Annotated in this window: 24 protein-coding genes; 18 read left to right on the top strand and 6 right to left on the bottom strand. The window is 64.2% G+C overall.

What is annotated here, in order from left to right:
- Positions 1 to 3 precede the first annotated feature (3 nt).
- Together ACSSV4_RS04070 and dapD are read left to right on the top strand one after the other, a co-directional pair.
- Complete coding sequence (locus ACSSV4_RS04070; RefSeq protein WP_454273643.1) at positions 4 to 2,451, top strand: GcvT family protein; 2,448 nt, start codon at positions 4 to 6, stop codon at positions 2,449 to 2,451.
- A gap of 355 nt (positions 2,452 to 2,806) precedes the next feature.
- Positions 2,807 to 3,634 (top strand): 2,3,4,5-tetrahydropyridine-2,6-dicarboxylate N-succinyltransferase, encoded by an 828-nt coding sequence (gene dapD, locus ACSSV4_RS04065; RefSeq protein ID WP_454273642.1) that lies wholly within the window; start codon positions 2,807 to 2,809, stop codon positions 3,632 to 3,634.
- Positions 3,635 to 3,957: 323 nt separating this feature from the next.
- Here the strand turns inward: dapD and ACSSV4_RS04060 are convergent, their stop codons facing one another.
- Positions 3,958 to 4,350, bottom strand: a complete 393-nt coding sequence (locus tag ACSSV4_RS04060; RefSeq protein WP_454273640.1) for a rhodanese-like domain-containing protein — start codon at positions 4,348 to 4,350, stop codon at positions 3,958 to 3,960.
- 126 nt (positions 4,351 to 4,476) lie between these two features.
- Here ACSSV4_RS04060 and ACSSV4_RS04055 point away from each other — a divergent pair, with 126 nt between their 5' ends.
- Entirely contained in the window at positions 4,477 to 5,094 is a 618-nt protein-coding gene (locus ACSSV4_RS04055) for a TetR/AcrR family transcriptional regulator (protein WP_454273639.1), read from the top strand.
- Between the two features lie 66 nt (positions 5,095 to 5,160).
- The gene (locus ACSSV4_RS04050; protein WP_454273638.1) at positions 5,161 to 5,445 is read left to right on the top strand and encodes a hypothetical protein; all 285 of its coding nucleotides are present in this window, start codon (positions 5,161 to 5,163) and stop codon (positions 5,443 to 5,445) included.
- An 81-nt stretch (positions 5,446 to 5,526) separates the two neighbouring features.
- Here the strand turns inward: ACSSV4_RS04050 and ACSSV4_RS04045 are convergent, their stop codons facing one another.
- On the bottom strand, positions 5,527 to 5,733 hold the full coding sequence (locus tag ACSSV4_RS04045) for a cold-shock protein (protein ID WP_454273636.1): 207 nt from the start codon (positions 5,731 to 5,733) through the stop codon (positions 5,527 to 5,529).
- 211 nt (positions 5,734 to 5,944) lie between these two features.
- Here ACSSV4_RS04045 and ACSSV4_RS04040 point away from each other — a divergent pair, with 211 nt between their 5' ends.
- Positions 5,945 to 6,259, top strand: coding sequence for an arsenate reductase family protein (locus ACSSV4_RS04040; protein WP_454273635.1), 315 nt, complete (start codon positions 5,945 to 5,947; stop codon positions 6,257 to 6,259).
- 46 nt (positions 6,260 to 6,305) lie between these two features.
- Positions 6,306 to 6,674, top strand: a complete 369-nt coding sequence (locus ACSSV4_RS04035; protein WP_454273634.1) for a hypothetical protein — start codon at positions 6,306 to 6,308, stop codon at positions 6,672 to 6,674.
- An 11-nt stretch (positions 6,675 to 6,685) separates the two neighbouring features.
- Here ACSSV4_RS04035 and ACSSV4_RS04030 read toward each other — a convergent pair whose 3' ends face one another.
- The 3 genes from ACSSV4_RS04030 to ACSSV4_RS04020 all read right to left on the bottom strand — a co-directional run bounded on the left by ACSSV4_RS04030 (position 6,686) and on the right by ACSSV4_RS04020 (position 9,750).
- Complete coding sequence (locus ACSSV4_RS04030; protein WP_454273632.1) at positions 6,686 to 7,027, bottom strand: DUF427 domain-containing protein; 342 nt, start codon at positions 7,025 to 7,027, stop codon at positions 6,686 to 6,688.
- 61 nt (positions 7,028 to 7,088) lie between these two features.
- Positions 7,089 to 8,891 (bottom strand): aminopeptidase P family protein, encoded by a 1,803-nt coding sequence (locus ACSSV4_RS04025; RefSeq protein ID WP_454273631.1) that lies wholly within the window; start codon positions 8,889 to 8,891, stop codon positions 7,089 to 7,091.
- A gap of 88 nt (positions 8,892 to 8,979) precedes the next feature.
- Complete coding sequence (locus ACSSV4_RS04020) at positions 8,980 to 9,750, bottom strand: DeoR/GlpR family DNA-binding transcription regulator (protein WP_454273629.1); 771 nt, start codon at positions 9,748 to 9,750, stop codon at positions 8,980 to 8,982.
- 290 nt (positions 9,751 to 10,040) lie between these two features.
- Here ACSSV4_RS04020 and glpD point away from each other — a divergent pair, with 290 nt between their 5' ends.
- The 11 genes from glpD to ACSSV4_RS03965 all read left to right on the top strand — a co-directional run bounded on the left by glpD (position 10,041) and on the right by ACSSV4_RS03965 (position 21,592).
- Positions 10,041 to 11,648 carry a glycerol-3-phosphate dehydrogenase gene (glpD, locus tag ACSSV4_RS04015; protein WP_454273628.1) on the top strand — a complete coding sequence of 536 codons (1,608 nt, stop codon included), beginning with the start codon at positions 10,041 to 10,043 and terminating at the stop codon, positions 11,646 to 11,648.
- A gap of 16 nt (positions 11,649 to 11,664) precedes the next feature.
- On the top strand, positions 11,665 to 12,750 hold the full coding sequence (locus tag ACSSV4_RS04010; RefSeq protein ID WP_454273627.1) for an ABC transporter ATP-binding protein: 1,086 nt from the start codon (positions 11,665 to 11,667) through the stop codon (positions 12,748 to 12,750).
- A 10-nt stretch (positions 12,751 to 12,760) separates the two neighbouring features.
- Positions 12,761 to 13,855 (top strand): ABC transporter ATP-binding protein, encoded by a 1,095-nt coding sequence (locus ACSSV4_RS04005; RefSeq protein ID WP_454273626.1) that lies wholly within the window; start codon positions 12,761 to 12,763, stop codon positions 13,853 to 13,855.
- Positions 13,856 to 14,018: 163 nt separating this feature from the next.
- The gene (locus ACSSV4_RS04000) at positions 14,019 to 14,894 is read left to right on the top strand and encodes a carbohydrate ABC transporter permease (protein WP_454273624.1); all 876 of its coding nucleotides are present in this window, start codon (positions 14,019 to 14,021) and stop codon (positions 14,892 to 14,894) included.
- A gap of 112 nt (positions 14,895 to 15,006) precedes the next feature.
- The gene (locus ACSSV4_RS03995; RefSeq protein ID WP_454273622.1) at positions 15,007 to 15,837 is read left to right on the top strand and encodes a carbohydrate ABC transporter permease; all 831 of its coding nucleotides are present in this window, start codon (positions 15,007 to 15,009) and stop codon (positions 15,835 to 15,837) included.
- On the top strand, positions 15,837 to 16,382 hold the full coding sequence (locus ACSSV4_RS03990; protein ID WP_454273621.1) for a hypothetical protein: 546 nt from the start codon (positions 15,837 to 15,839) through the stop codon (positions 16,380 to 16,382). The genes ACSSV4_RS03995 and ACSSV4_RS03990 overlap by 1 nt, the downstream gene beginning before the upstream one ends.
- Entirely contained in the window at positions 16,382 to 16,654 is a 273-nt protein-coding gene (locus ACSSV4_RS03985) for a DUF2160 domain-containing protein (protein WP_454273620.1), read from the top strand. The genes ACSSV4_RS03990 and ACSSV4_RS03985 overlap by 1 nt, the downstream gene beginning before the upstream one ends.
- Before the next feature lie 44 nt (positions 16,655 to 16,698).
- Entirely contained in the window at positions 16,699 to 18,417 is a 1,719-nt protein-coding gene (locus ACSSV4_RS03980; RefSeq protein ID WP_454273619.1) for an ABC transporter substrate-binding protein, read from the top strand.
- A gap of 84 nt (positions 18,418 to 18,501) precedes the next feature.
- Positions 18,502 to 18,921, top strand: a complete 420-nt coding sequence (locus ACSSV4_RS03975) for a hypothetical protein (protein ID WP_454273617.1) — start codon at positions 18,502 to 18,504, stop codon at positions 18,919 to 18,921.
- A complete protein-coding gene (gene glpK, locus ACSSV4_RS03970) occupies positions 18,918 to 20,405 on the top strand; it encodes a glycerol kinase GlpK (protein ID WP_454273616.1) in 1,488 nt (495 codons plus the stop codon). Before ACSSV4_RS03975 ends, glpK begins: the two co-directional genes overlap by 4 nt.
- A gap of 68 nt (positions 20,406 to 20,473) precedes the next feature.
- Entirely contained in the window at positions 20,474 to 21,592 is a 1,119-nt protein-coding gene (locus tag ACSSV4_RS03965; RefSeq protein ID WP_454273614.1) for a glycosyltransferase, read from the top strand.
- A gap of 47 nt (positions 21,593 to 21,639) precedes the next feature.
- On the opposite strand, the gene ACSSV4_RS03960 is transcribed toward ACSSV4_RS03965, so the two are convergent.
- Complete coding sequence (locus tag ACSSV4_RS03960; protein WP_454273612.1) at positions 21,640 to 22,686, bottom strand: DMT family transporter; 1,047 nt, start codon at positions 22,684 to 22,686, stop codon at positions 21,640 to 21,642.
- A 247-nt stretch (positions 22,687 to 22,933) separates the two neighbouring features.
- Between ACSSV4_RS03960 and ACSSV4_RS03955 the strand changes: the two genes are divergently transcribed.
- Positions 22,934 to 23,833: a hypothetical protein gene (locus ACSSV4_RS03955; protein ID WP_454273611.1), complete on the top strand. Its 900-nt coding sequence runs from the start codon at positions 22,934 to 22,936 to the stop codon at positions 23,831 to 23,833.

The raw sequence follows: 23,833 nt of genomic DNA, 5'->3' as shown, positions 1-23,833 counted from the left end.
GACATGACCGATCTTCCTACACAGGCCCGCGTGGTCATCATCGGCGGCGGCGTGGTGGGCTGCTCGGTGGCCTATCACCTGACGAAACTGGGCTGGACCGATGTGGTGCTGCTGGAGCGCAAGGCGCTCACCTCGGGCACCACGTGGCACGCCGCCGGCCTCATCGGGCAGTTGCGCGCCAGTGCCAACATGACCCGGCTGGCGCGCTACTCGGCAGAGCTTTATACCGGGCTGGAGGCGGAGACCGGCATCGCCACGGGGTTCCGGCAGGTGGGGTCGATCTCGGCGGCGTTGACGGCGGAGCGGCTGGAGGAGCTCAAGCGCAGCGCGGCGATGGCGCGGGCCTTCGGCGTGCCGGTGGAGGAGCTGTCTCCCGCCGAGATCGGCGCGCGCTATCCGCATCTCAACCTCGACGGCGTCACCGGGGGTGTCTGGCTGCCCACCGACGGGCAGGCGGATCCGGCGAATATCGCGCTGGCGCTGGCCAAGGGCGCGCGCAGCCGGGGCGCGCGGGTGCAGGAGCGGGTCAAGGTCACGGGGATCGCGCGAACGGGCCGTCGGGTCACGGGCGTGGACTGGCAGGGCGAGGATGGCAGCGCGGGCCATATCGCCTGCGAGATGATCGTCAATTGCGCGGGCATGTGGGGGCATGAGGTGGGACGCATGGCAGGCACCAACGTGCCGCTTCATGCCTGCGAACATTTCTATATCGTGTCGGAGCCGATTGCGGGGCTGAGCCAATTGCCCGTGCTGCGCGTGCCGGACGAATGTGCCTATTACAAGGAAGACGCAGGGAAAATGATGCTCGGCGCGTTCGAGCCCAATGCCAAGCCCTGGGGCATGAACGGCATTCCCGAGAGTTTCGAATTCGATCAACTGCCCGAGGATTTCGACCATTTCGAGCCGATCCTCGAGGCGGCGGTGAACCGGATGCCGATGCTGGCCGAGGCGGGGATTCACACGTTCTTTAACGGTCCCGAAAGCTTTACCCCCGATGATGCCTATCATCTGGGGCTGGCGCCCGAGATGGACAATGTCTGGGTGGCGGCGGGGTTCAACTCCATCGGGATCCAGTCGGCGGGCGGCGCGGGGCATGCGCTGTCGCAATGGATGGAGGATGGCGAGAAGCCCTTTGATCTGGGCGATGTGGATGTCTCCAGGATGCAGCCGTTTCAGGGCAACCGGCAGTATTTGTTCGAGCGGTCGAAGGAGACGCTCGGCCTGCTCTATGCCGATCACTACCCCTACCGGCAGAAGGCCACGGCGCGCGGTGTGCGGCGCACGCCGTTTCATGCGCAGTTGCTGGCGCGTGGGGCAGTCATGGGCGAGGCGGCGGGCTGGGAGCGGGCCAATTGGTATGCCGCGCCGGGGCAGGAACGGGCGTATCGGTATTCGTGGAAGCGGCAGAACTGGTTCGAGAATGCCGGGGCCGAGGTGCGGGCGATCCGGCAGCGCGTGGGGCTCTATGATATGTCGAGTTTCGGCAAGCTGCGGGTCGAGGGGCCGGAGGCGGAGGCGTTTCTCGACCATGTCTGCGGGGCGGATATGGCGGTGCCGGTGGGGCGGATCGTCTATACGCAGTTTCTGAACGCGCGCGGCGGCATCGAGGCGGATGTGACGGTGACGCGGCTGAGCGAGACCGCCTATCTGGTGGTGACCCCCGCCGCCACGCGGCTGGCGGATGAAACGTGGTTAAGGCGTCATTCGGGCGGGCGGCTGGTGGTGATCACCGATGTGACGGCGGCTGAGGGCGTGTTGGCGGTGATGGGGCCAAAGGCGCGCGACCTGATGCGCGCGGTCTCGCCCGATGACATGTCGAACGAGGCGCATCCGTTCGGCCGGGCGCGGCAGATCGAGATCGGCATGGGGCTGGCGCGGGCGCATCGCGTCTCTTATGTCGGGGAACTCGGCTGGGAGATTTACGTCAGTGCCGATATGGCCGGGCATGTGTTCGAGGTGCTGAGCGAGGCGGGGGCGGATCACGGGCTTAAACTCTGCGGGATGCACGCGATGGACTCTTGCCGGATCGAAAAGGCGTTTCGCCATTTCGGCCATGACATCACCTGCGAGGATCACGTGCTGGAGGCGGGGCTGGGATTCGCGGTCAAGACCGGCAAGCCAGAGTTCATCGGGCGCGACGCGGTGCTGAGGAAGCGCGAGGCGGGTCTCACGCGCCGCCTGCTGCAATTCCGCCTGACCGACCCTGAGCCGATGCTCTATCACAACGAGCCGCTGCTGCGCGATGGCGAGATCGTGGGCTATCTGAGTTCGGGGGCGTATGGCCATCACCTTGGTGCCGCCATCGGCATGGGCTACGTGCCCTGCACGGGCGAGAGCGCGGATGAGGTGCTCGCCTCGGGCTACGAAATCGACGTGGCGGGCAGCCGCGTGCGGGCCGAGGCGAGCCTGCGGCCGATCTACGATCCGAAATCGGAGCGGATGCGCGGCTGAGGGGGTGCCGCGCGCGGGCGGACATCGCGCGGGTGCCGGGGAGATCCTCCGGTCAAGCCGGAGGATGACGGGGTCTGGCGCGGCTGAGGGTGTGCCGCGCGCGGGTGGACATCGCGCGGGTGCCGGGGAGATCCTCCGGTCAGGCCGGAGGATGACGGGGATTGGTGCGGCTGAGGGGGTGCCGCGCACGGGCGGACATCGCGCGGATGCCGTGAGATCCTCCGGTCAGGCCGGAGGATGACGGGGTCTGGCGCGGCTGAGGGCGCGCGGGCTTTTCGGTTGGTCGCATTGATCCCGTCCCGGCTTGCGCATATAGGCAAACACGACACACGCAATTGATCCGAAGGAAACGCCCATGTCGAATGCCGCGCTTGAGACCGCCATCGAAGCCGCCTGGGAGGCGCGCGACACCATCACGCCCAAGACGGGTGGCGAAACCCGCGAGGCCATCGAGGCGACGCTGAACGCGCTCGACAGCGGCGCATTGCGGGTGGCCGAGCGGCAGGAGAACGGCGACTGGCATGTCAACCAATGGGCCAAGAAGGCGGTGCTTCTGGGCTTTCGCATCAAGGACATGGAAATCCAGCCGGGCGGCCCGCAGGCGGGCGGCTGGTGGGACAAGGTCGACAGCAAGTTCAACGGTTGGGGCGAGGCCGAATGGCGCAGCGCAGGGTTCCGCGCGGTCCCGAATTGCGTGGTCCGCAAATCCGCCTATATCGCCCCCGGCGTGGTGCTGATGCCGTCCTTCGTCAACCTTGGCGCCTATGTGGACGAGGGCACGATGGTCGATACATGGGCCACAGTGGGCAGCTGTGCGCAGATCGGCAAGGGCGTGCACCTGTCGGGCGGCGTCGGCATCGGCGGGGTGCTGGAGCCGATGCAGGCGGGCCCGACGATCATCGAGGACAACTGCTTTATCGGGGCGCGTTCCGAGGTGGTCGAGGGCTGCATCGTGCGCGAGGGCTCGGTTCTGGGCATGGGGGTCTATATCGGCAAGTCGACCAAGATCGTCGACCGCGAGACCGGCGAGGTGTTCATCGGCGAGGTGCCGCCCTATTCGGTGGTGGTCTCGGGCTCGATGCCGACCAAGAACAACCTCAACCTCTATTGCGCGGTGATCGTCAAGCGGGTGGACGCTCAGACCCGGTCCAAGACCGCGATCAACGAGTTGCTGCGCGACTGATCCGGGTGGCGGCATGATGGCCGAGATGGCGTCCGGTTTGGGGTGGTGTGTTTTGGCCTGAAGCGGACCATGCACTCCGCCAGAAGGTGCCGCGCGATCGCAGGGCCGGGGACTGGCGATGCAAAGGTCGTGGCGGGCGCTTTATGCCAGCCAAGTCATTGTAACCTCAACACGTTGCGCAACCTCTCAAATCGCCAGGCCGCGGGACGGCCCGGCGATCGCGCGGCACCTTCGGTGCGTTTCGCGCGGGGTGTGGCAACGACCGCTTCAGGGCCAATCGCGCCATGGCCAAACGCCCTTCCGGCGCGGCCGGTCCCGTCCTGTCAGGGCTTTCGCGGCTTGTCGGTCACGGCGCCCCCTGCCGCCTTCCAGCCCGAGAACCCGTCGCTGATGTGGCTCACGCCCGCCAGCCCCATCTCCTGCGCCGTGCGCGCCGCGAGGGCAGAGCGCCATCCCGAGGCGCAGTAGAACACGAAGCGGTCGCCGCTCTGGAATTGCGGTTTGGCATAGGGGCTTTGCGGGTCGATCCAGAATTCGAGCATGCCGCGCGGGCAATGGAAGGCGCCGGGGATCATGCCCTCGCGCTCAAGCTCGCGCGGATCGCGGAGGTCGACGAAGGTGACCCCCGCCCGATCGTGCAAATCCAGCATTTCAGCCGCCGGGCCGTTTTCGACAAGCGCGTTGGCCTCGGCCACCATGTCCTTGATTCGCTTCATCTCTTTCATTTCCCTCTGCTGACTGACCTTAGCCTATCGCGGGGCCTGGCCGGTTGGCAATGACCCCCGCTCGCGGCGCGGTGTGAGGATTGACCGCACCTTCCCCGATCGCCTAGGATGACGCGCATGGGACGGTACCGCACATATGATGTCGATCTGGTGATCGACGCGGCTCTGCATGCCTTCTGGGCGCGCGGCTTTGGCGCGACGTCGATTTCAGATCTTGTCGATGCGACCGGGATCAATCGGGGCAGCCTCTATGCCCTGTTCAAGGACAAGCGCGGGCTGTTCCTGGCCTGTCTCAACCGCTACGAGGAGCGTCAGCTCGAGGGTACGCTGGCGCGGCTGGCGCGCGAGATGGCGCCGCGCGAGGCGATCCTTGCCGCTTTCGAAATCGCCCGGACCCGAACCAGTGACTGTGGTGTTGCGGGCTGTTTCATGATCAATACCGCGCTTGAGCTGTCGCCGCATGATCCCGGAATCTGCGAAATCGTGCAGCAATCCTTCGGGCGCGTCGAGGCGTTCTTTCGCGAGCGGATCATTGCGGCACAGGCGGCGGGCACGATCCGCGCCGATCTCGATCCGGGACGCACCGCAGAGGCGCTTCTGGGGTTGCTGATCGGGTTGCGCGTGCTGATGCGTTCGGGCGCGCGCGGCGATGCGGCACCGGCCAGCATCGCCTTGCAGGCACGGATGCTGCTTGACCACGGTCCGGACGGTGCGTGCCGCGAGCCTCTGAAATGAATTGACAGCCGACTGCGGTTCCGTACCATCGTGGCCATACGTCGCAATCGTTTCAAGGGGTTCCGCATGTCCATTCCGGGAAAATCGTTTTTCGCCGCCGTCTCGCTTGTGCTGATGAGCACACCGGCCCTCGCGGGCGGGGTCGGGATATATGCCTATGAAAGCCGCGCCAATTTCTGCCCGGCGGGCCTGCAGCCCGTCAGTCTCAATGGTGTGATCTGCTGCGGCACGCCCAATCAGGAGCAGAGCTATCAGCAGACCATGCGCCACCCGGTCACCCACGTGACCCCTCGCGTGCGCAGCGCACGGGCGCAAATGTCCTGTCCGGCCGGGATCAAGGGCTGCAACTGAGCTGCTGCGGCCACGGCATGGCAGGGGCGGCGTTGCACGGGATGACCCGTGCAACCCTTTGGCTGTCGCTCAGCCCGTCGTTCAGAGCAGCTTGAGGTCGGCGGCCATCTGCCGCCCGTCGCGCCCATCCTGAAGCTCATAGCCGACCTTCTGATTGTCCGCGAGCCCCGTCAGCCCGGACCGCTCGACCGCAGAGATGTGCACGAACACGTCCTTGCCGCCGCCATCCGGTGCGATGAAGCCGTAACCTTTTGTCGTATTGAACCATTTCACGGTGCCAGTCGGCATGCCGCTTCTCCTTTGTCTTCGCTTCCCGGGAAAATGCCCGGCCATGCCACGCCGGACCCTCAGGGACCGGCCGCACTGCGAAGCAAAGGCTGGATCTGAAGGCCCATCGTCACGGATTTGATGATTGCACTGCCAATGTAAAAATCAAGCGAAACTCCGTGACCCGGAACGATTTGGCGGGTAAGCAGGCGGAAAACGGCAAGAGGGCGTGATGATCCTGTATGGTTTGAAATCCTGCGATACCTGTCGCAAGGCGCTGAAATCCCTTGAGAATGCAGAATTCCGGGATGTGCGGGCAGAGGGTTTGCCCAAAGATTTGGCGGAGGCGGCGCTGCGGCGGTTCGGCGATGCGCTCATCAATCGCAAGTCCACCACCTGGCGCGGCCTCTCGGAGACCGAGCGGGCGCGCGATCCGCTCGCGTTGCTGGCCGATCATCCGACGCTGATGAAGCGCCCGCTGATTGACGATGGCGGCACGCTCTATCTGGGCTGGGGCAGGGACACGCAAGCCGCCCTGCTTGGATAAGCCGGGGCAATCCCCATATCGGTCACGGTTGAAGGAGGCGACACGCATGCGCAACGCGGCACTGGTTCTGGGCATCATCGGCGGATGCCTCGCGGTTCTCGTGGGGTTTTTCAGCTACGGCTACACCGAGGCGGTCAACCGCTTTGGCGAGGTCGACGGGCTGCTTGTGCAGGTCACCGACCCCGCCTTGATCCGCACCGCGAGTTTTGTCGCCCCGCTGCTGGCGATCGCGGGCGGGGCGATGGCGCGGATTCGCGCGCTGAGCGGTGGGCTGCTTCTGCTGCTGTCGGCGGGGCTGATGTATTACGCCTTCGGGTTCAACGTCTTCACGATGTTTCCCATCGGCATGTGTGCGCTCGCCGGTCTGCTCGCGGTGAGCGCGGGCAAGCCGGACGAGCCGAAATCGCATTTCTGAGCGGCGCTGCGTCAGATCTGCTCTACCGCCACGAGGTCGCTGGAATAGAACGCGATGTGGTCCTTGATCTCGGCCACCTCGGGCTTGGGGCTCTCATAGCTCCAGGCGGCGTTTTCCAGCGTCTGGCTTTTCGTGACGATGGAATAATAGCGCGCGTCGCCCTTGTGCGGGCAATGGCTGCTCTGTTCGCTCTCGTCGAGAAAGGCCATCGCGATATCCTCGCGCGGGAAATAGATCACGAAGGGATAGTCGCCCTCGGTCAGCTCAAGCGCGTTGCGGCTCTCGCCCAGAACGGCGCCCCCGGCGCGCACGGTCCATGTTCCCTGTGCCTTGCGTATCGTGATCTTCGGCATCATCCATCCCTCTCGTTATCGTCTTTTCATTGATCTGACGCAGGAACCTAACAGGAATATGTCAGGATGTCTGCGTTACTTTTTCCAACCATAGCCGCGCGGGCGGCGAAAGCAGAGGCCCCAACTTGTCGCGGCAGGCGGCGTGGTAGGTCTCGAGCCAGTCGCGCTCGGACGCGGTGAGCAGGGCCGGGTCGATCAGGCGGCGGTCGATCGGGGCATAGGTCAGTGTCTCGAAACCCAGATGCGTGGCCCCGTCGCCATGGGGCAGGGGCGCGCGGTCCTCGACCACGACAAGGTTTTCGATGCGGATGCCAAAGGCCCCCTCGCGGTAATAGCCCGGCTCGTTCGACAGGATCATGCCCGGTTCCAGCGGCACGGTCCCGGTGCGCGACAGGCGCTGCGGGCCTTCGTGGACGCAGGAATAGACGCCGACGCCGTGCCCGGTGCCGTGGCCGTAATCGAGATCGGCGAGCCACAGGTTATAGCGCGCGATGGCGTCGAGATCGCGGCCCGCGAGGCCGCGCGGAAAGCGCAGGCGCGAGATGGCGATCATGCCTTGAAGCACGCGGGTGAAGGCGGCGCGCTCGGCCTCGCCGGGCGTGCCAACGGGCAGGGTGCGGGTGATGTCGGTGGTGCCGTCGATATATTGCCCGCCGCTGTCGAGCACGATCAGATCGCCGTCGAGGAGCTTGCGGTTGCTGGCTTCGCTGACGCGGTAATGCGGCAGCGCGCCGTTGGGGCCGGAGCCTGCGATGGTGTCAAAGCTGATATCGAGCAACTGGCCGGTAGCGGCGCGGCAGGTCTCAAGCTGGCGCACCACGTCGATCTCGGTCAGCGTGCCGGGGGGCTGGTCGTCGAACCACGCCAGAAATTCGCACATTGCGGCGCCGTCGCGCAGGTGAGCGGCGCGGGTGGCGGCGATCTCGGCGTCGGTCTTGCGGGCCTTGGGCAGGATGCAGGGATCGCTGCCCCATGCGGTCTCCACGCCCGCCGCCTCGAGCCGCTGCACCACCCAGAGGGGCACGCTCTCGCGGTCGAGCCTGACGGGGCCGGTGAGCGCGTCGAGCGCCGCACCGAAGGCATCGGGTGGGGCAAGCGTGACCTCGTTGCCGAGATGCGCGCGGGCGGTGTCATCAAGCTTGGCGGGGTTGGTGAAGAGCGTCACGCGCCCGTCGCCCTGCAGGATGGCAAAGCCCTGCGGCACCGGGTTGCGCGGGATGTCGGCACCGCGAATGTTCAGGAGCCAGGCGAGCGAATCCGCCAGCGTGATCACGGTCGCGCTCTGCCCGGCGTCGCGCAAGCCTTGTCCGAGGGCGCTGCGTTTCTCGGCGTGGCTCTGTCCGGCATAGGCGTCGGGCCAGGGCGTAATCGCCCCTTGCGGCGGGGCGGGGCGGTCGGGCCAGATGGCGTCAATGAGGTTGTCGCAGGGGACCAGCCGCACGGCGCTTTGCCCGAGGGCGGCGCGCGCGGTCTCGATCTGATCCGGTGTGTAAAGCCACGGGTCGAACCCGACATCGCCGCCTTCGGGCAGATGTGCGATCAGCCAGTCGGCGAGCCGGGTTTCGGGCCAGTCGACGGGGGTGAAATGCGCGGTATCGACCTGCGCGCGGGCCTGCACGCGGTAGCGGCTGTCGACAAACAGCCCCGCCGCATCCGTGAGCGCCACGCAGAACCCCGCCGAGCCGGTAAATCCGGTGAGCCACTCAAGCCGCGCATCGCAAGGGGCGACGTATTCGCCCTGATGCGCATCGGCGCGTGGCACCAGAAAGCCCGCAAGCCCGGCCTCGTCCATCGCGGCGCGCAGACGCGCAAGGCGCGGCGGACCCTGATCGGGGCGGGCGGTTTCGGTAAAGCTCTGGAACATGCGCGGCACTTTCGCTGTGTGGCGGATGCCTCTTTGCTAGAGAACGGGACGGGGAATGGCAATCGTCGGCGACGGCGCGGCGGGTGTGTCAGATCCGGGGCAGGGCGACATGTACCCGCGTGCCCCAGGCCACGCAATTCTCGGACAGGCGGGCGGGCAGGGGGGCGTCGGTGAACATCTGGTCGACATCGCGGAGCGAGCCGATGCGTACCGGCGCGCTGCGCTGGAACTTGGAGTGATCGGCGACCAGAAACACCTCACGCGAGCGATTGAGGAGGGTCTGGCCGACGACCACTTCCTGAATGTCGAAATCGAGCATGTCGCCGTCTTCATCCATCGCGGAACAGCCCAGAATCGCATAGTCGAACTTGAAATTCTCGATGGTGCGCGCGGTCAGGTTGCCGACCAGGCCATTGTCCGAGCGCCGCAGCGCGCCGCCCGCGACGACGATCTCGCAATCGGTGTTGGCGAGCAGGATCTGCGCCACGTTCATGTTGTTGGTCACCACCATGAGGTTGCGGTGATCCATCAATTCGCGCGCCACCGCCTCGGTCGTAGTGCCGATGTCGAGAAAGAGCGACGCGTCATCCGGGATAGCAGAGGCGCAGGCGCGGGCGATGGCCTGTTTGGCGGGCTCATTCAGGCGGCGGCGTTCCTCGTAGAGGATGTTCGAGACGCCCGAGGGGAGGATCGCGCCGCCGTGGACGCGCTCCAGCTTGCCGGCATTGGCCAGTTCCGCGAGGTCGCGGCGGATGGTCTGGACGGTGACGTCGAAGCGTTCGGCGAGACCCTCGACCGTGACCTTGCCTTCGGCGCGGGCGATCTCGAGAATGTCGGGTTGGCGGAAGGTTTGCGACATGGCTGGCCTTGATCGTGGTTCGGTTCGATTATGTTCGTTTTGGTATCACGCGCAAGCGCTGCCTCCGCCGCAGTGCGGCATAACCGCTCGAATCGGGCGTATGGCGGCGCGTTTGACGTTACGTCACGTGGGGCCGCGCGCGCGGCGGGCGGTCAGAACGCCGTGTTTCGGGAGAATTTCTTAATAAAAACAGCGTGTGCGAATGAAAAAGAAAATAAACGAACATTAATTCTTGACGATACGCGGCAAAAAGTGGTTCGTTTCCGCTCATACCGGAGGAGGGGGACAGCGTGGACAGCCGTGAGGACACTATCGTCGATTTGTTCGTCATTGGCGGCGGCATCAACGGTTGTGGCATTGCGCGGGATGCGGCGGGGCGTGGTCTTTCGGTCGAACTGGCCGAGATGAACGATCTCGCGTCGGCGACCTCCTCGGCCTCGACCAAGCTGTTTCACGGCGGGCTGCGGTATCTGGAATATTTCGAGATCCGGCTGGTGCGCGAGGCGTTGATCGAGCGTGAGACGCTGCTGCGCGCCATGCCGCATATCAGTTGGCCGATGCGCTTTGTGCTGCCCTATCACCGCGACATGCGGTTTGAGGCGGAAACGCCGACCTCGCGTATCCTGAGCCTCGTGATGCCCTGGATGAAGGGGCGGCGGCCGGCGTGGCTCATTCGGTTGGGGCTGTTTCTCTATGACCATCTGGGCGGGCGCAAGATTCTGCCCGCGACCCGCACGCTTGACCTGAGTGACGCCCCCGAGGGCAAACCGCTGAAAGACAAGTTTGCGCAGGCCTTTGAGTATTCCGATTGCTGGATCGAGGACAGCCGGCTTGTCGTGCTCAACGCCCGCGATGCCGAGGCGCGCGGCGCGCGCATCCGGGTGCGCACCAGGGTGCGGACCGCCGAGCGCAAGGGCGATCTATGGGCGGTGACGCTGGAGGATCAAGAGACCGGTGCGACGGAGGTGGTTCAGGCGCGCGCGCTGGTCAATGCGGGCGGTCCCTGGGTCAAGGACGTGATTTCCAATACGCTGCGGCTCAACTCATCGGAGGGGGTGCGGCTGGTGCGGGGCAGCCATATCGTGACCGGCAAGCTTTATGATCACGACAAGTGCTATTTCTTCCAAGGGTCGGATGGGCGGATCATCTTCGCGATTCCCTACGAGGGCGAGTTCACCCTGATCGGGACCACCGATGCCGAGCATACGGATGCGAATGTGGCCCCCGAATGCACGCCGGACGAGGCCGAGTATCTGTGCAATTTCGCGAGCCAGTATTTCAAACGCCCGGTGACGCGCGATGATATCGTCTGGAGCTATTCGGGCGTGCGGCCGCTTTATGATGACGGGGCGAAATCGGCCACGGCGGCGACGCGGGATTACGTGCTGTCGCTGAGCGAAGGGCAGGGCGCGCCGCTGCTCAATGTGTTCGGCGGCAAAATCACCACCTATCGCAAGCTGGCCGAGGCGGCGCTGGCCAAGATCACGCCGTTTTTTCCCAAGGCAGGACAGGACTGGACGGCGGGCGTGGCCCTGCCCGGCGGGGATTTCGCCGTTGACGGGTTCGACCGGCTGGTGAAGGATTTGCAGGTGGCCTATCCGTTCCTTGGTTCGGATTGGGCGCGGCGTCTGGTGCGCGCCTATGGCACCGAGGCGCGCGAGATTTTGAGTGACGCGCAATCGGCGGCGGATCTGGCCCCCGATTTCGGCGCGACGCTGACCGGGGCCGAGGTGCGCTGGCAGATGCGCCGGGAATATGCGCGCGTGGCGGCGGATGTGGTCTGGCGGCGCACGCGGCTGGGGCTGAAGATGAGCCCCGAGCAGATCGCGGCGCTGGACGAATGGATGCGGCAGGAGCGGGGGGCAAGCGATGCCGCCCCGCGCGCCGCAGAGGGATGAGCGGGGACAGGACGGAATGACGCTGACATTGGAGGGGGTGTCGAAACGGGTCAACGGGCGGGTGCATATTCACCCGACCGACCTGACGCTTGAAGCGGGCACGATGAACGTGCTGCTCGGGCCGACGCTCTCGGGCAAGACCTCGATCATGCGGCTGATGGCGGGGCTCGATGCGCCGACCACGGGCCGGATCCTGTGGCAGGGGCAGGACGTGACCGGCATGCGCGTGCAGGATCGCAAGGTCGCGATGGTCTATCAGCAGTTCATCAATTACCCGTCGATGACCGTCTATGACAACATCGCCTCGCCGATGAAGCTGATGGGGAAATCCAAGGCCGAGATCGACGCGGCGGTGCGCAAGACCGCCGATCTGATGCAGCTGTCGCCGATGCTGGATCGCAAGCCGCTGGAGCTTTCGGGCGGGCAGCAGCAGCGCTGCGCGCTGGCGCGGGCGCTGGTCAAGGATGCCGGTCTGGTGCTGCTTGACGAGCCGCTGGCCAATCTCGATTACAAGCTGCGCGAGGAGTTGCGCGCCGAGATCCCCAAGATCTTCGAGGAGGCGGGCAGCATCTTTGTCTATGCCACGACCGAGCCGGAAGAGGCGCTCTTGCTGGGTGGTAACACCGCCACGCTGTGGGAGGGGCGCGTCACGCAGTTCGGGCCCACGCCGCTGGTCTATCGTCAGCCGCAGGACGCCACCACCGCGCGGGTGTTCAGCGACCCGCCGATGAATTTCCTGCCGGTGACCAAATCCGGCGCGCGGATCAGTTTTGGCGACGGGCAGAATGCTGCTGCCGTCGGCGGCATGGCTGATCTTGCGGATGGCGACTATATCGCCGGGTTCCGGCCCAATCATCTGGAGCTGGAGGCGCAGGGCGAGGTCATGGCCTTTGATACCACGCTGAGCGTGACCGAGATCACCGGGTCGGAGACCTTTGTACATCTCGACCATCATGGCGAGCGCTGGGTCGGGCTGGTCCACGGGGTGCGCAACCTGGAGCCGGGCCGCGATTTGCGGGTCTATCTCGATCCCGCGCATGTTTATGTGTTCGAGACGGGTGGCGCGCTGGTGGCCCCGGCGCCCTATGCGCAGGCCGCCTGAGGGGGAGAGAATGGCAAAGATCACGCTCGACAATCTGGCGCATAGCTACCTGCCCAATCCCGGCGGCGAGGACGGTTATGCGCTCAAGGAACTCAATCACGTCTGGGGCGATGGCGAGGCCTATGCGCTTCTGGGCGCGTCGGGCTGCGGCAAGTCCACGCTGCTGAACATCATTTCCGGGTTGTTGCACCCGTCGCGGGGGCGCATTCTGTTCAACGATCAGGACGTGACGGGGCAGGTCACGGCAGAGCGAAATATCGCGCAGGTGTTCCAGTTTCCGGTGGTCTACGACACCATGACCGTGCGCGACAACCTGGCCTTTCCGTTGCGCAATCGCGGGGCCAAGCCCGCCTATGTGGCCGAACGGGTGCAGACCATCGCCAAGATGATCGGGATGGAGGCGGAACTGGGCCGCAAGGCACGCGGGCTGACGGCGGATGCCAAGCAGAAGATCAGCCTTGGCCGGGGCATGGTGCGCGAGGATGTGAACGCGCTGTTGTTCGATGAGCCGCTGACGGTGATCGACCCGCATATGAAATGGGAGTTGCGCACGCAGTTGAAGGCGCTGCATCACGAGTTCGGGCACACGATGATCTATGTCACCCATGACCAGACCGAGGCGCTGACCTTTGCCGACAAGGTGGTGGTGATGCATGACGGGCGCGTGGTGCAGGTGGGCACGCCCGAGGAATTGTTCGAGCGGCCCGAGCATACCTTTGTGGGGTATTTCATCGGGTCACCGGGGATGAACCTGCTCGACGCGCGGGTCGAGGGGGCAATGGCCATCGTGGGTGGGGCGGAAATACCGCTTGGCGCCGATTACGGGCGGCCCGGGGGCCGTGTGCAGATCGGGGTGCGGCCGGAATTTGTGGGCATGAGCGTGGGGCAAGAGGGGCTTGCCGTGCGCCTCAAGCGGGTCGAGGATGTCGGCCGCCACAAGATCATCCGCTGCGATTTTGAAGGGCAGGCGGTCAATGCCATCGCGCCCGAGGGCGCGGAGGTGCCCGCCGACCTGAGCCGCGTAGTGTTCGAGCCAGGGGCGGTGAATGTCTATTCCGACGAATGGCGCGTCGCGCCCCTGTCGCGCAAGGGGGTGGCGGCATGACCGGGGTGCCCGCAACCGTCATCATCCGGCCTGACCGGATGATCTGCTGGCCGGGAGATCCTCGGGTCAAGCCCGAGGATGACTTGAGACGGCCCGAGGATGACGTGAGACGGCCCGAGGATGACGGATACTTTAGTCAAAGCCAAAAAAGAGAGGCCGCGTGATGGAAAAGACGGTCAATCAGAAGGCGTGGTTCCTTGTGCTGCCGGTCCTCATTCTGGTGGCGTTCTCTGCTGTCATCCCGCTGATGACGGTGGTCAATTATTCCATTCAGGATGCCTTTGCCGGGGAGTTCTATCCGCTCGATGACAAGCTGATGTGGTTCCGTGAATTGCTCGAGGATGACCGGATGTGGAACGCTCTGCGGCGGCAGGCGATCTTTTCCGCGACCATCCTCGCCATCGAGGTTCCGCTGGGTGTCTTCGTCGCGCTGCACATGCCCAAGCGGGGCGTCTGGGCGTCGCTGTGCCTTGTGCTGATGTCGCTGCCGCTGCTGATCCCGTGGAACGTGGTGGGCACGATCTGGCAGATCTTCGGCCGTGTCGATATCGGGCTTCTGGGCTATACGCTGGCCGCGTTGGGCATCGACTACAACTACACGCAGGATGCGCTGGATGCCTGGGTGACGCTGATCGTGATGGATGTCTGGCACTGGACCTCGCTGGTCGCCCTTCTGGCCTATGCCGGGCTGCAATCCATCCCCGACGCCTATTATCAGGCCGCCAAGATCGATCAGGCGAGCCGCTGGGCGGTGTTCCGCTATATCGAACTGCCCAAGATGATGGGCGTGCTGATGATCGCCATCCTCCTGCGCTTCATGGACAGTTTCATGATCTATACCGAGCCGTTCGTGGTCACTGGCGGCGGCCCTGGCAACGCCACCACCTTCCTGTCGATTGATCTGGTGAAGATGGCGCTGGGGCAGTTCGACCTTGGCCCGGCGGCGGCCTTCTCGATCATGTATTTCCTCGTGATCCTGTTGATTTCATGGGTGTTCTACACCGTCATGGTCAATCTCGACAAACGGGAGGGCAAGTGATGTCTGGTGTCGCCAAGGCAGTCGTCATCCTCGGGCTCGACCCGAGGATCTGCGGGGCAAGAGATCCTCTGGTCAAGCCAGAGGAGGACAGGGCGAGGGAGGGCGTGAGCCGATGAGCACTGCAACCACAACGCGCGCCCGCAGACTGCCCCGGATCAACTGGGTGATGCTGCTCTACCTGCTGTTCCTGATGCTGCCGATCTACTGGCTCATCAACATGAGCCTCAAGACCAATGACGAGATCCTCGGCACGTTCTCGCTCTGGCCGCAAAACCTGACCTTCCAGAACTACGTGACGATCCTGACGGATTCGAGCTGGTACATGGGCTATGTCAATTCGATCATCTACGTGACGATGAACACGCTCTTGTCGGTCGCGGTGGCGCTGCCGGCGGCCTATGCGTTCAGCCGGTATAATTTCCTCGGCGACAAGCACCTGTTCTTCTGGCTGCTGACCAATCGCATGGCCCCGCCCGCCGTTTTCGCGCTGCCGTTCTTTCAGCTTTATTCCTCGGTCGGCCTCTTCGACACGCATATCGCGGTGGCGCTGGCGCATACGCTGTTCAACGTGCCACTGGCGGTGTGGATCCTCGAGGGCTTCATGCGCGGCGTGCCCAAGGAGATCGACGAGACCGCCTATATCGACGGCTATTCCTTTCCGCGCTTCTTCGTGAAGATCTTCATGCCGCTGATTGCAAGCGGCGTGGGCGTGGCCGCGTTCTTCTGTTTCATGTTCTCATGGGTGGAACTGCTCTTGTCGCGCACGCTGACATCCGTCGATGCCAAACCCATCGCCGCGACAATGACGCGGACGGTCTCGGCGTCGGGTCTCGATTGGGGCGTGCTCGCGGCGGCGGGGGTTCTGACCATCGTGCCGGGGGCACTCGTGATCTATTTCGTGCGCAATTACATCGCGAAGGGTTTCGCGTTGGGGAGGGTGTGATGGAGCCGGATGTGTCGCCACTTATCACGATTGTGATCGCAGTTCTGTCGAGTTCCGTAATCGCGGCAATTATTGCTAGCAGGGCAGCCTATAAAAGCATTGCCGTTGAGGCAATTACGATGGAGCGCATAGAATGGCTCGATGAACTCAGGGATATTGCTCGCCAATTCGCTACCGAGTTAGCCAAAATATGGCGCGAGCAAGGAATTCAAAGCTGCTCACCAGACTTCCACAAGTTAGACAACCTCTCAGCCCAGTTGGAACTTCACCTGAATCCCAATGGCAAAAAAGAGCAATCAATTCTGGAAAAAGCGAAGGCGCTGAGAGCGGTTTCGGAGAAAAAAGACTGTGACGAATATCGTAAGGTTGAGGCTGAATTCATGCTGGAGGTGCGTGAACTGCTCAAGCAAGAGTGGGATAAAGCAAAAGCCGAGGCGGGTGTTTGGAAAAGCAATAATTTCCCGCAACCAGAGTTTCGCCTGTTTTTGGTCGTGGCTGCATTGGCAGGTTTATTGGCAGTTCTCAGTTACAACGGAGCATTCTAATGGCATGGATGGCATGGACATGGCCCACGGCGATCTTCTTCATGGTGATCGCGGGGCTGCTGATCACCTTCACGGTGCTCGCCCTGAAATTTCCCGAGACCCCGCGGGTCGGGATACTCCGGATCGAGACGACGCGCGGCGATCGTCTCTTCATCACGCTTCTGGGCTCGGCCTTTATCAATCTGGCCTGGCTCGGACTTGTCGGCGCGAACCAACCCTATGCGCTGATCGTCTGCCTGATCTATGCTGCGGCGGTGTTCCGCTGGGTCTAGACAGGCATTACCCACTTCAAGAGTTCTGATAGGGAGGAAAATCAATGAACTTGCGAATGAAGACAACCACCGCGCTGGTGACGCTGGGCCTGATGGCCGGGCCGGCCTTCGCGGATATGGAGGCGGCACGCGCCTTCCTCGACGCGGAGATCGGCGATCTCTCGTCGCTCAGCCGCGCCGAGCAGGAAGCCGAGATGCAATGGTTCATCGACGCGGCCGAGCCGTTTCAGGGCATGGAGATCAAGGTGGTGTCGGAGACCATCGATACCCATAGCTACGAGTCCAAGGTGCTGGCCCCGGCCTTTACCGCGATCACCGGCATTCAGGTCACCCATGACCTCATTGGCGAAGGTGACGTGGTCGAGAAGCTGCAAACCCAGATGCAGTCGGGCGAGAATATCTATGACGGCTATGTCAACGACTCGGACCTCATCGGCACCCATTGGCGCTATCAGCAGGTGCGCAACCTGACCGACTGGATGGCGGGCGAGGGGGCGGATGTGACCAGCCCGACGCTCGATATCGACGACTTCATCGGGCTGTCGTTCACCACCGGTCCCGATGGCAAGGTCTATCAGTTGCCGACCCAGCAATTCGCGAACCTCTACTGGTTCCGTTACGACTGGTTCAACGACGAGAAGAACCAGGCCGATTTCAAGGAGGCCTATGGCTATGACCTTGGCGTGCCGGTCAACTGGTCGGCCTATGAGGATATCGCCGAGTTCTTCACCGGGCGCGACCTGAGCCATTTGGGTGTCGAAACCGAGGTTTTCGGCAATATGGATTACGGCAAGAAGGATCCGTCGCTTGGCTGGCGCTACACGGATGCGTGGATGTCGATGGCCGGGATGGGAGACGTGGGCGAGCCCAACGGTCTGCCGGTTGATGAATGGGGCATTCGCGTCAACGAGAATTCGCAGCCCGTGGGCTCCTGCGTGGCGCGGGGCGGGGCGACGAACAGCCCGGCCGCCGTCTATGCCGTGACCAAGGCGATTGAGTGGCTTGAGAAGTATTCGCCCCCGGCGGCGGCTGGCATGACCTTCTCCGAGGCGGGCCCGATCCCCGCGCAGGGCAATGTCGCGCAGCAGATGTTCTGGTACACCGCCTTTACCGCAGCCTCGGTCAAGCCCGACCTGCCGGTGATGAACGAGGACGGCACGCCCAAGTGGCGCATGGCCCCCTCGCCGCATGGTGTCTACTGGCAGGACGGCATGAAGGTGGGCTATCAGGATGCAGGCAGCTGGACCCTGATGAAATCCACCCCCGTCGACCGCGCCAAGGCCGCATGGCTCTATGCGCAGTTTGTCACCTCCAAGACGGTTGATGTGAAGAAGGCGCATACCGGTCTCACCTTTATCCGCGAGTCGACGATCCAGCACGACAGCTTTACCGAGCGCGCCGACAAGCTGGGCGGTCTGGTGGAGTTCTACCGCTCGCCTGCCCGCGTGCAGTGGTCGCCCACGGGCACCAACGTGCCGGATTATCCGAAGCTGGCGCAGCTGTGGTGGCAGAATATCGGTGATGCCATGTCGGGGGCCAAGACCCCGAAAGAGGCGCTCGACGGTCTGTGCCAGGATCAGGAGCGGGTGCTCGAGCGTCTGGAACGTGCGGGTATTCAGGGCGATATCGGGCCCAAGCTCAACGAAGAGCGTGACCCCGAATATTGGCTGAGCCAGCCCGGTGCCCCCAAGGCGGCGCTGGAGAACGAGGACGAAGAGCCTGTGACCATCGCCTATGATGAGTTGATCAAGTCCTGGCAGTGACGCATTTTAACCGGGCTGCAATGTCGCAGCCCGGTTAATCCTTATTTATGGTGATAATCGTGCGTTTTGCGAGGAGTTGAAAACATGCCTATGAACTCTAATGAGGTTAGAAGGCTTTTGGATGCTTTCACACGTCTACTTGACAGGGACACTGGTTTCAAAGCGCGCGCCTCGGCTTGTTCGATAGCTGCTACGCCTTTCTCAGATTCCTTGGAGTCAAGTTTTTGGCAGAAGGAGCGGGATCATCCGAACCCTGAAAGCTCTCGTTGTGCTGCATTCCTCGCTGCATACTCGGTCATAGGCAATGGAGGGTTTCCATTAGAGGGTTTGCGCTTAGACGACGGCAAGTATTTCAGACCTGATAAAGCCGTTGTTCGAAGCCTGATTGCCGAAGGGCAGATGAGCATATCCGATGATGAGCAGAGGATCGAAATCACTGTCGAAGGCTATAAACGTATTGCCGGTGATCTTGAGAGATCGGCAAACGCGGGCTCTCCAGAATGACCCATATCCTCGCCATCGACCAGGGCACCACGTCGAGCCGCGCGATCCTGTTCGACGCGAATATGCGGATCAGGGCCGTGGCGCAGGAAGAGTTCGACCAGCATTTCCCGCAATCGGGCTGGGTGGAGCACGAGGCAAGCGATCTGTGGTCGACAACGGCGGGCACCTGCCGCGCGGTGATCGAGAAGGCGGGGCTGAATATCGCCGATGTTGCCGCCATCGGGATCACCAATCAGCGCGAGACCACGGTGGTCTGGGACCGCCACACCGGCCAGGCCATTCACCGCGCCATCGTCTGGCAGGACCGGCGCACCGCCGAGTATTGCGCGCAGCTGCGCGAGGCGGGGCACGAGCCGATGGTGACCGCGCGCACGGGGCTGTTGCTCGATCCGTATTTCTCTGGCACGAAACTGCGCTGGATATTGGAGAACGTCGAGGGCGCGCGCGACAAGGCGGCGGAGGGGGATCTGCTCTTTGGCACGGTGGATTCGTTCCTCATCTGGAAGCTGACCGGCGGCCGCGTCCATGCCACCGACGCCACCAATGCCGCGCGCACGCTGCTTTACGATATCCGCAAGGGGCGGTGGAGCGAGACGATCTGCGATCTGCTCGGCATCCCCATGCAGATGCTGCCGGAGGTGCGCGACAGCGCCGATGATTACGGCCACGCGCGCGCCGATCTCTTCGGTCGCGAAATCCCCATTCGCGGCGTGGCGGGCGATCAGCAGGCGGCGACCGTGGGGCAGGCCTGTTTCCAGCCGGGCATGCTGAAATCGACCTATGGCACGGGGTGTTTCGCGCTCTTGAATACCGGGACGACGCCTGTTGTGTCCAAGAACCGCCTGCTGACGACGATTGCCTATCAGCTGGACGGCCAGCCGACCTACGCGCTGGAGGGTTCGATCTTCGTGGCGGGGGCGGTGGTGCAATGGCTGCGCGACGGGCTCAAGATGATCCGCCACGCGAGCGAGACGCAGCCCTTGGCGGAAAAGGCCGATCCCAATCAGAACGTGGTCCTCGTGCCCGCCTTCACCGGCCTTGGTGCGCCCTATTGGCGGCCGGAGTGCCGGGGCGCGATCTTTGGCCTGACGCGCAATTCGCGGCCCGAGGAATTCGCGCGTGCGGCGCTTGAAAGCGTGGGCTTCCAGACCCGTGATCTCTTGCAGGCGATGCGCGACGATTGGGCCGGGCAGGGGGCGGATGCGGTGCTTCGTGTAGACGGTGGCATGAGTGCCAGCGATTGGGCGATGCAGTTCCTGTCGGATATCATCGACGCGCCGGTGGACCGGCCCGAGGTGCTGGAGACAACGGCGCTCGGGGCGGCGTGGCTGGCGGGGATGCAGATCGGGCTTTATCCCGGGCAGGCCGAGTTCGCCGAGACCTGGGCGCTGGAGCGGCAATTCCTCCCAAAGATGGCGGCGGCGGAGCGCAAGGCCAAGACAGATGCCTGGAAACGTGCGGTCGAGGCGACGCTGGCGTTTTGATCCGGCGCCCCGTTGTGCAGCCCTGACGCTGCGCCTAAAGTCGTGGGACACCGCGCGCAGGAGTGCCCATGTCAGACCCGATTTCCGTCATCGTGCCCGCCCGCAACGAGGCGCTGACCATTGCGCGCGTGGTGCGGGTGCTGCGCGGCATGGCCGGGACCGCCGAGGTGGTGGTGATCGACAATGCCTCAAACGATGCCACCGCCGCCGAGGCTTTGGGCGCGGGTGCGCAGGTGGTGACAGAGACGCGCCCCGGCATGGGTCACGCGGTGCGCACCGGCATCGGGGCGGCACGGCATGACTGGGTGATGAAGGTCGATGCCGATCTCGACAAGTTCGACACCGCGCTGTTTTCCCGGATGGCCGAGGCGCGCGCGCCCGGCGTGGGGCTGATCAAGGGCGCGTGGAACGACCCCAAGGACAACATGCCGATGACCCGGCTGCTGGTGCGCCCGGCACTGGCGCGGATGTTTCCGGGGCTGGGGCACCTGCGCGCGCCCAATACCGGCATTTACCTCTTTGACAGATCGTGCATCGCGCACGCTGAACTGGTCGGTGACTATGCCGTGGATCTCGACGTGATGCTGCGGGTGCATGCCGCCGGGGCCGAGGTAGCCGAGGTCGATATCGGGCGGATCGTTCATGATGCGCGCGATGTGAGCCATTACAACGGCATGGCCGAGCAGATCATGGGGTTCTTCCTGTCGCGCCAGCCGCTCGATCTGCTGGGCGAGGTGGTGGTGGTGGCCGAGCGGCCCGAGACGGTCATCCGCATGGCCCTTGGCCACGCGGCACGCAAGCTGATGGCCGGGGTGCGGGTGACATGTGCTTTGGGCGAGGGGGCGAGCGTGGACATTCTGTCGGAGGTGGTGGCGCCTTATCCCACGGCGCGGATCGTGACGCTGGACGATCTGTCCGGGGTGGCCCCGGCGGCGCACACGGCGCGGCTGACGGTGATTGCCGAAGAGGGGGCGGCGCTGACGGCGGCCCGGTCACTCGCGGCGCGCCATGCCGGGGCTTTGCCGGTGGCGTTGTGGCGGATGCCGGGTGAGGGCGCGCGCCTTGGCGATGTATCCGTCGAGATCGGCGAGGGGGAGGAGATCAAGCGCGCGGCCTTGGAACGGTTGGACGGGTCGGCAGAGGTTGCGCCGCGCGAGGTGTTTTGTGTGGTGAGCGATGTAGAGTAGTGGCCGTCATCCTCGGGCTTGACCCGAGGATGACATTGTGCCCCGTCTCACGCGCCCTTGAAATTCACCTCGCCCTCATGCTCCATCGCACGCGCGCGGGCCGGGGCTACGCTCGGGCAATCCTCGCGGGCACGGCGCGAGCGCAGCCGCCCGTATTGCCCGAGCCCGATGGCCAGCAGGATGATCGCGCCGCCGGGAATGAGGCCGGGGCCGGGATCCTCGCCCAGGAGCACCATGGCGATCAGGATTGCGGCCAGCGGCGAAAACGAGGTGGCCAGCGACACATCGCCGGAGCGCGCGTATTTCAGCCCGAGCGCCCATGCAAACTGCCCGCCGATCACCACGATCAGCGCGTAGATCCAGACATATTCCCAGACCAGCGGGTGAAACACGTCCTGGAAATGCATCGGACCGAACAGGTAGATCGCGAGGAAGAAGTAAAAGATGGTGCCGACCACGGTGCGGTAGATCGCGTAGATCCCCAGGGGAATGCCACGCAGCCCGGTGCGCGCCACCAGCGTCGAGGCGACATAGGAGAGGGTTGCCAGGAGCGCGCCGATCTCGCCCTTGCCCAGCTCGAACGCGCCGCCGCCATTGAGCCACAGCATCAGGACCGCGCCGCAGAGCGCCACCAGACCGGCAACGAAGGCCCAGGGCTCGAATTCCTCGCGCAGGAACAGCCAGGTCGCGAGCAGAAAGAGCGGCGGCTCGATCCGGCCCATCAGGACGACATTGGTCACGGTGGTCTTTTCCAGCGCGTAGAAGAACAGCCCCGGTGTCAGCGCCGAGGACAGAAAGGCCGAGAGCGTCAGGATCATCCAGTGCTTGCGCGTCAGCTTGCGCAGGTTCTCGACCGTCCATTCACGCCAGAACATCGCCCCCATCGGCACCAGCGACATCAGCGAGCCGACGAAGAGCAGGTTGCAATAGGTGATGACATTGCGCCCCATCACCTGATTTTGCATGCCGATCTCTGCCAGCAGCGACACGATGGAATTGCCGGCGGCAAAGATGAAGACCGCCAGCCAGGCGAGGCCCGCCCCCATCAGGACGCGGGAGGTGTCGGGCATGGTCTGGGCGGAACTCTGGCTCATGTGAACATATCCTTGCGCAGAAGGCTGGGCTGAAAACAGGGTGCGCCGCATTGCGGGGCTGCGCAAGGCAAGGGATTACACGAAAGATCACGTTGCGGAAAGCGGCGCGAAATATTGTTACCAAAGCCGAACTGCCCGTCACGGTTGCGTGCGCCGATGTGAAAGCGCGCGTGAACGCCCTTGTAAAACGCGCGGCGCAGGGCAAGGTTGGGTCCGGCGCCGCCCGCGCCGGAGCCGGAGAGATGCCATGCCGATAGCCCCACCGAAAGAGACTCCGACCACCGATTTCGTCACGATCTTTGACGAAACCTACGATCAGCCCGATTGCCGGGCCTATTTCCGGATGATGGATGCGCTGGGGTATCGCAATCAGCATCACGCGGTGGCGGCGTTTCGCGCGGGGCTGGACGAGGTGATGCGCCTGCGCGGGCTGGACGCGCCGAGGGTGTTCGATTTCGCAAGCAGTTACGGGATCGTCAGCCTGCTGATGGGCCATGACGTGACGCTGGAGGAGGTGCTGCGCCGCTACCGCGCGCCGCGCCTCAAGGCGGCGACGCCTCAGGAGGTGATGGACCGGGACCGCGCGTGGCTGGCGGAACGGCGCAGGCGGGATGTGGCTATTCGCTTTGCCGGGCTCGACGTGATGCCCAATGCGGTGGCCTATGGCGCGCAGGTGGGTCTGTTTGATGCTGCATTCGCCGAGGATCTGGAGACAAATGATCCGTCGGACGCACTCGCGCTTGAGTTGTCGCAGGCGGACATGATCGTGGAATGCGGTTCGGTGGCGCAACTCATGCCGCGCGCGCTCGACCGGATGCTGGCGGCCTGCGGCCCGGTCAAGCCCTGGCTGATGACCTCGCCCATTCGCGGCAACGAGCGTGCGGCGGCGGCGGAGGTGCTGCACGCACATGGGATGGTGCAGGAGGTGCTGCCGCTGCCGCCTTTCGTGCATCGCCGCTTCGAGAGCGCCGAGGAACAGGCCCGCGCCATCGAGAATGCGCAGGCGGCAGGGCATGACACCGAGGGCGTCGAGACGACCGGCCATTTCCACGCGCAGGTCCTGCTGGCGCGGCCCGAGGGGGAACGCACCGATCCCGCCACATGGCGATTGCCGCTGAGCGTGGCCCCGTTGCCGGATGCGTTCTAG

It is taken from the genome of Roseovarius sp. MBR-154 (assembly GCF_053628595.1).
This window is presented reverse-complemented; position numbering and strand designations above follow the sequence as displayed.

What these genes read in the sequence shown, in the direction of transcription:
- ACSSV4_RS04070 (WP_454273643.1), top strand. Translation starts at nt 4, where the DNA reads ATGACCGATCTTCCTACACAGGCCCGCGTGGTCATCATCGGCGGCGGC.
- dapD (WP_454273642.1), top strand. Translation starts at nt 2,807, where the DNA reads ATGTCGAATGCCGCGCTTGAGACCGCCATCGAAGCCGCCTGGGAGGCG.
- ACSSV4_RS04060 (WP_454273640.1), bottom strand. Translation starts at nt 4,350, where the DNA reads ATGAAGCGAATCAAGGACATGGTGGCCGAGGCCAACGCGCTTGTCGAA.
- ACSSV4_RS04055 (WP_454273639.1), top strand. Translation starts at nt 4,477, where the DNA reads ATGGGACGGTACCGCACATATGATGTCGATCTGGTGATCGACGCGGCT.
- ACSSV4_RS04050 (WP_454273638.1), top strand. Translation starts at nt 5,161, where the DNA reads ATGTCCATTCCGGGAAAATCGTTTTTCGCCGCCGTCTCGCTTGTGCTG.
- ACSSV4_RS04045 (WP_454273636.1), bottom strand. Translation starts at nt 5,733, where the DNA reads ATGCCGACTGGCACCGTGAAATGGTTCAATACGACAAAAGGTTACGGC.
- ACSSV4_RS04040 (WP_454273635.1), top strand. Translation starts at nt 5,945, where the DNA reads ATGATCCTGTATGGTTTGAAATCCTGCGATACCTGTCGCAAGGCGCTG.
- ACSSV4_RS04035 (WP_454273634.1), top strand. Translation starts at nt 6,306, where the DNA reads ATGCGCAACGCGGCACTGGTTCTGGGCATCATCGGCGGATGCCTCGCG.
- ACSSV4_RS04030 (WP_454273632.1), bottom strand. Translation starts at nt 7,027, where the DNA reads ATGCCGAAGATCACGATACGCAAGGCACAGGGAACATGGACCGTGCGC.
- ACSSV4_RS04025 (WP_454273631.1), bottom strand. Translation starts at nt 8,891, where the DNA reads ATGTTCCAGAGCTTTACCGAAACCGCCCGCCCCGATCAGGGTCCGCCG.
- ACSSV4_RS04020 (WP_454273629.1), bottom strand. Translation starts at nt 9,750, where the DNA reads ATGTCGCAAACCTTCCGCCAACCCGACATTCTCGAGATCGCCCGCGCC.
- ACSSV4_RS04010 (WP_454273627.1), top strand. Translation starts at nt 11,665, where the DNA reads ATGACGCTGACATTGGAGGGGGTGTCGAAACGGGTCAACGGGCGGGTG.
- ACSSV4_RS04005 (WP_454273626.1), top strand. Translation starts at nt 12,761, where the DNA reads ATGGCAAAGATCACGCTCGACAATCTGGCGCATAGCTACCTGCCCAAT.
- ACSSV4_RS04000 (WP_454273624.1), top strand. Translation starts at nt 14,019, where the DNA reads ATGGAAAAGACGGTCAATCAGAAGGCGTGGTTCCTTGTGCTGCCGGTC.
- ACSSV4_RS03995 (WP_454273622.1), top strand. Translation starts at nt 15,007, where the DNA reads ATGAGCACTGCAACCACAACGCGCGCCCGCAGACTGCCCCGGATCAAC.
- ACSSV4_RS03990 (WP_454273621.1), top strand. Translation starts at nt 15,837, where the DNA reads ATGGAGCCGGATGTGTCGCCACTTATCACGATTGTGATCGCAGTTCTG.
- ACSSV4_RS03985 (WP_454273620.1), top strand. Translation starts at nt 16,382, where the DNA reads ATGGCATGGATGGCATGGACATGGCCCACGGCGATCTTCTTCATGGTG.
- ACSSV4_RS03980 (WP_454273619.1), top strand. Translation starts at nt 16,699, where the DNA reads ATGAACTTGCGAATGAAGACAACCACCGCGCTGGTGACGCTGGGCCTG.
- ACSSV4_RS03975 (WP_454273617.1), top strand. Translation starts at nt 18,502, where the DNA reads ATGCCTATGAACTCTAATGAGGTTAGAAGGCTTTTGGATGCTTTCACA.
- glpK (WP_454273616.1), top strand. Translation starts at nt 18,918, where the DNA reads ATGACCCATATCCTCGCCATCGACCAGGGCACCACGTCGAGCCGCGCG.
- ACSSV4_RS03965 (WP_454273614.1), top strand. Translation starts at nt 20,474, where the DNA reads ATGTCAGACCCGATTTCCGTCATCGTGCCCGCCCGCAACGAGGCGCTG.
- ACSSV4_RS03960 (WP_454273612.1), bottom strand. Translation starts at nt 22,686, where the DNA reads ATGAGCCAGAGTTCCGCCCAGACCATGCCCGACACCTCCCGCGTCCTG.
- ACSSV4_RS03955 (WP_454273611.1), top strand. Translation starts at nt 22,934, where the DNA reads ATGCCGATAGCCCCACCGAAAGAGACTCCGACCACCGATTTCGTCACG.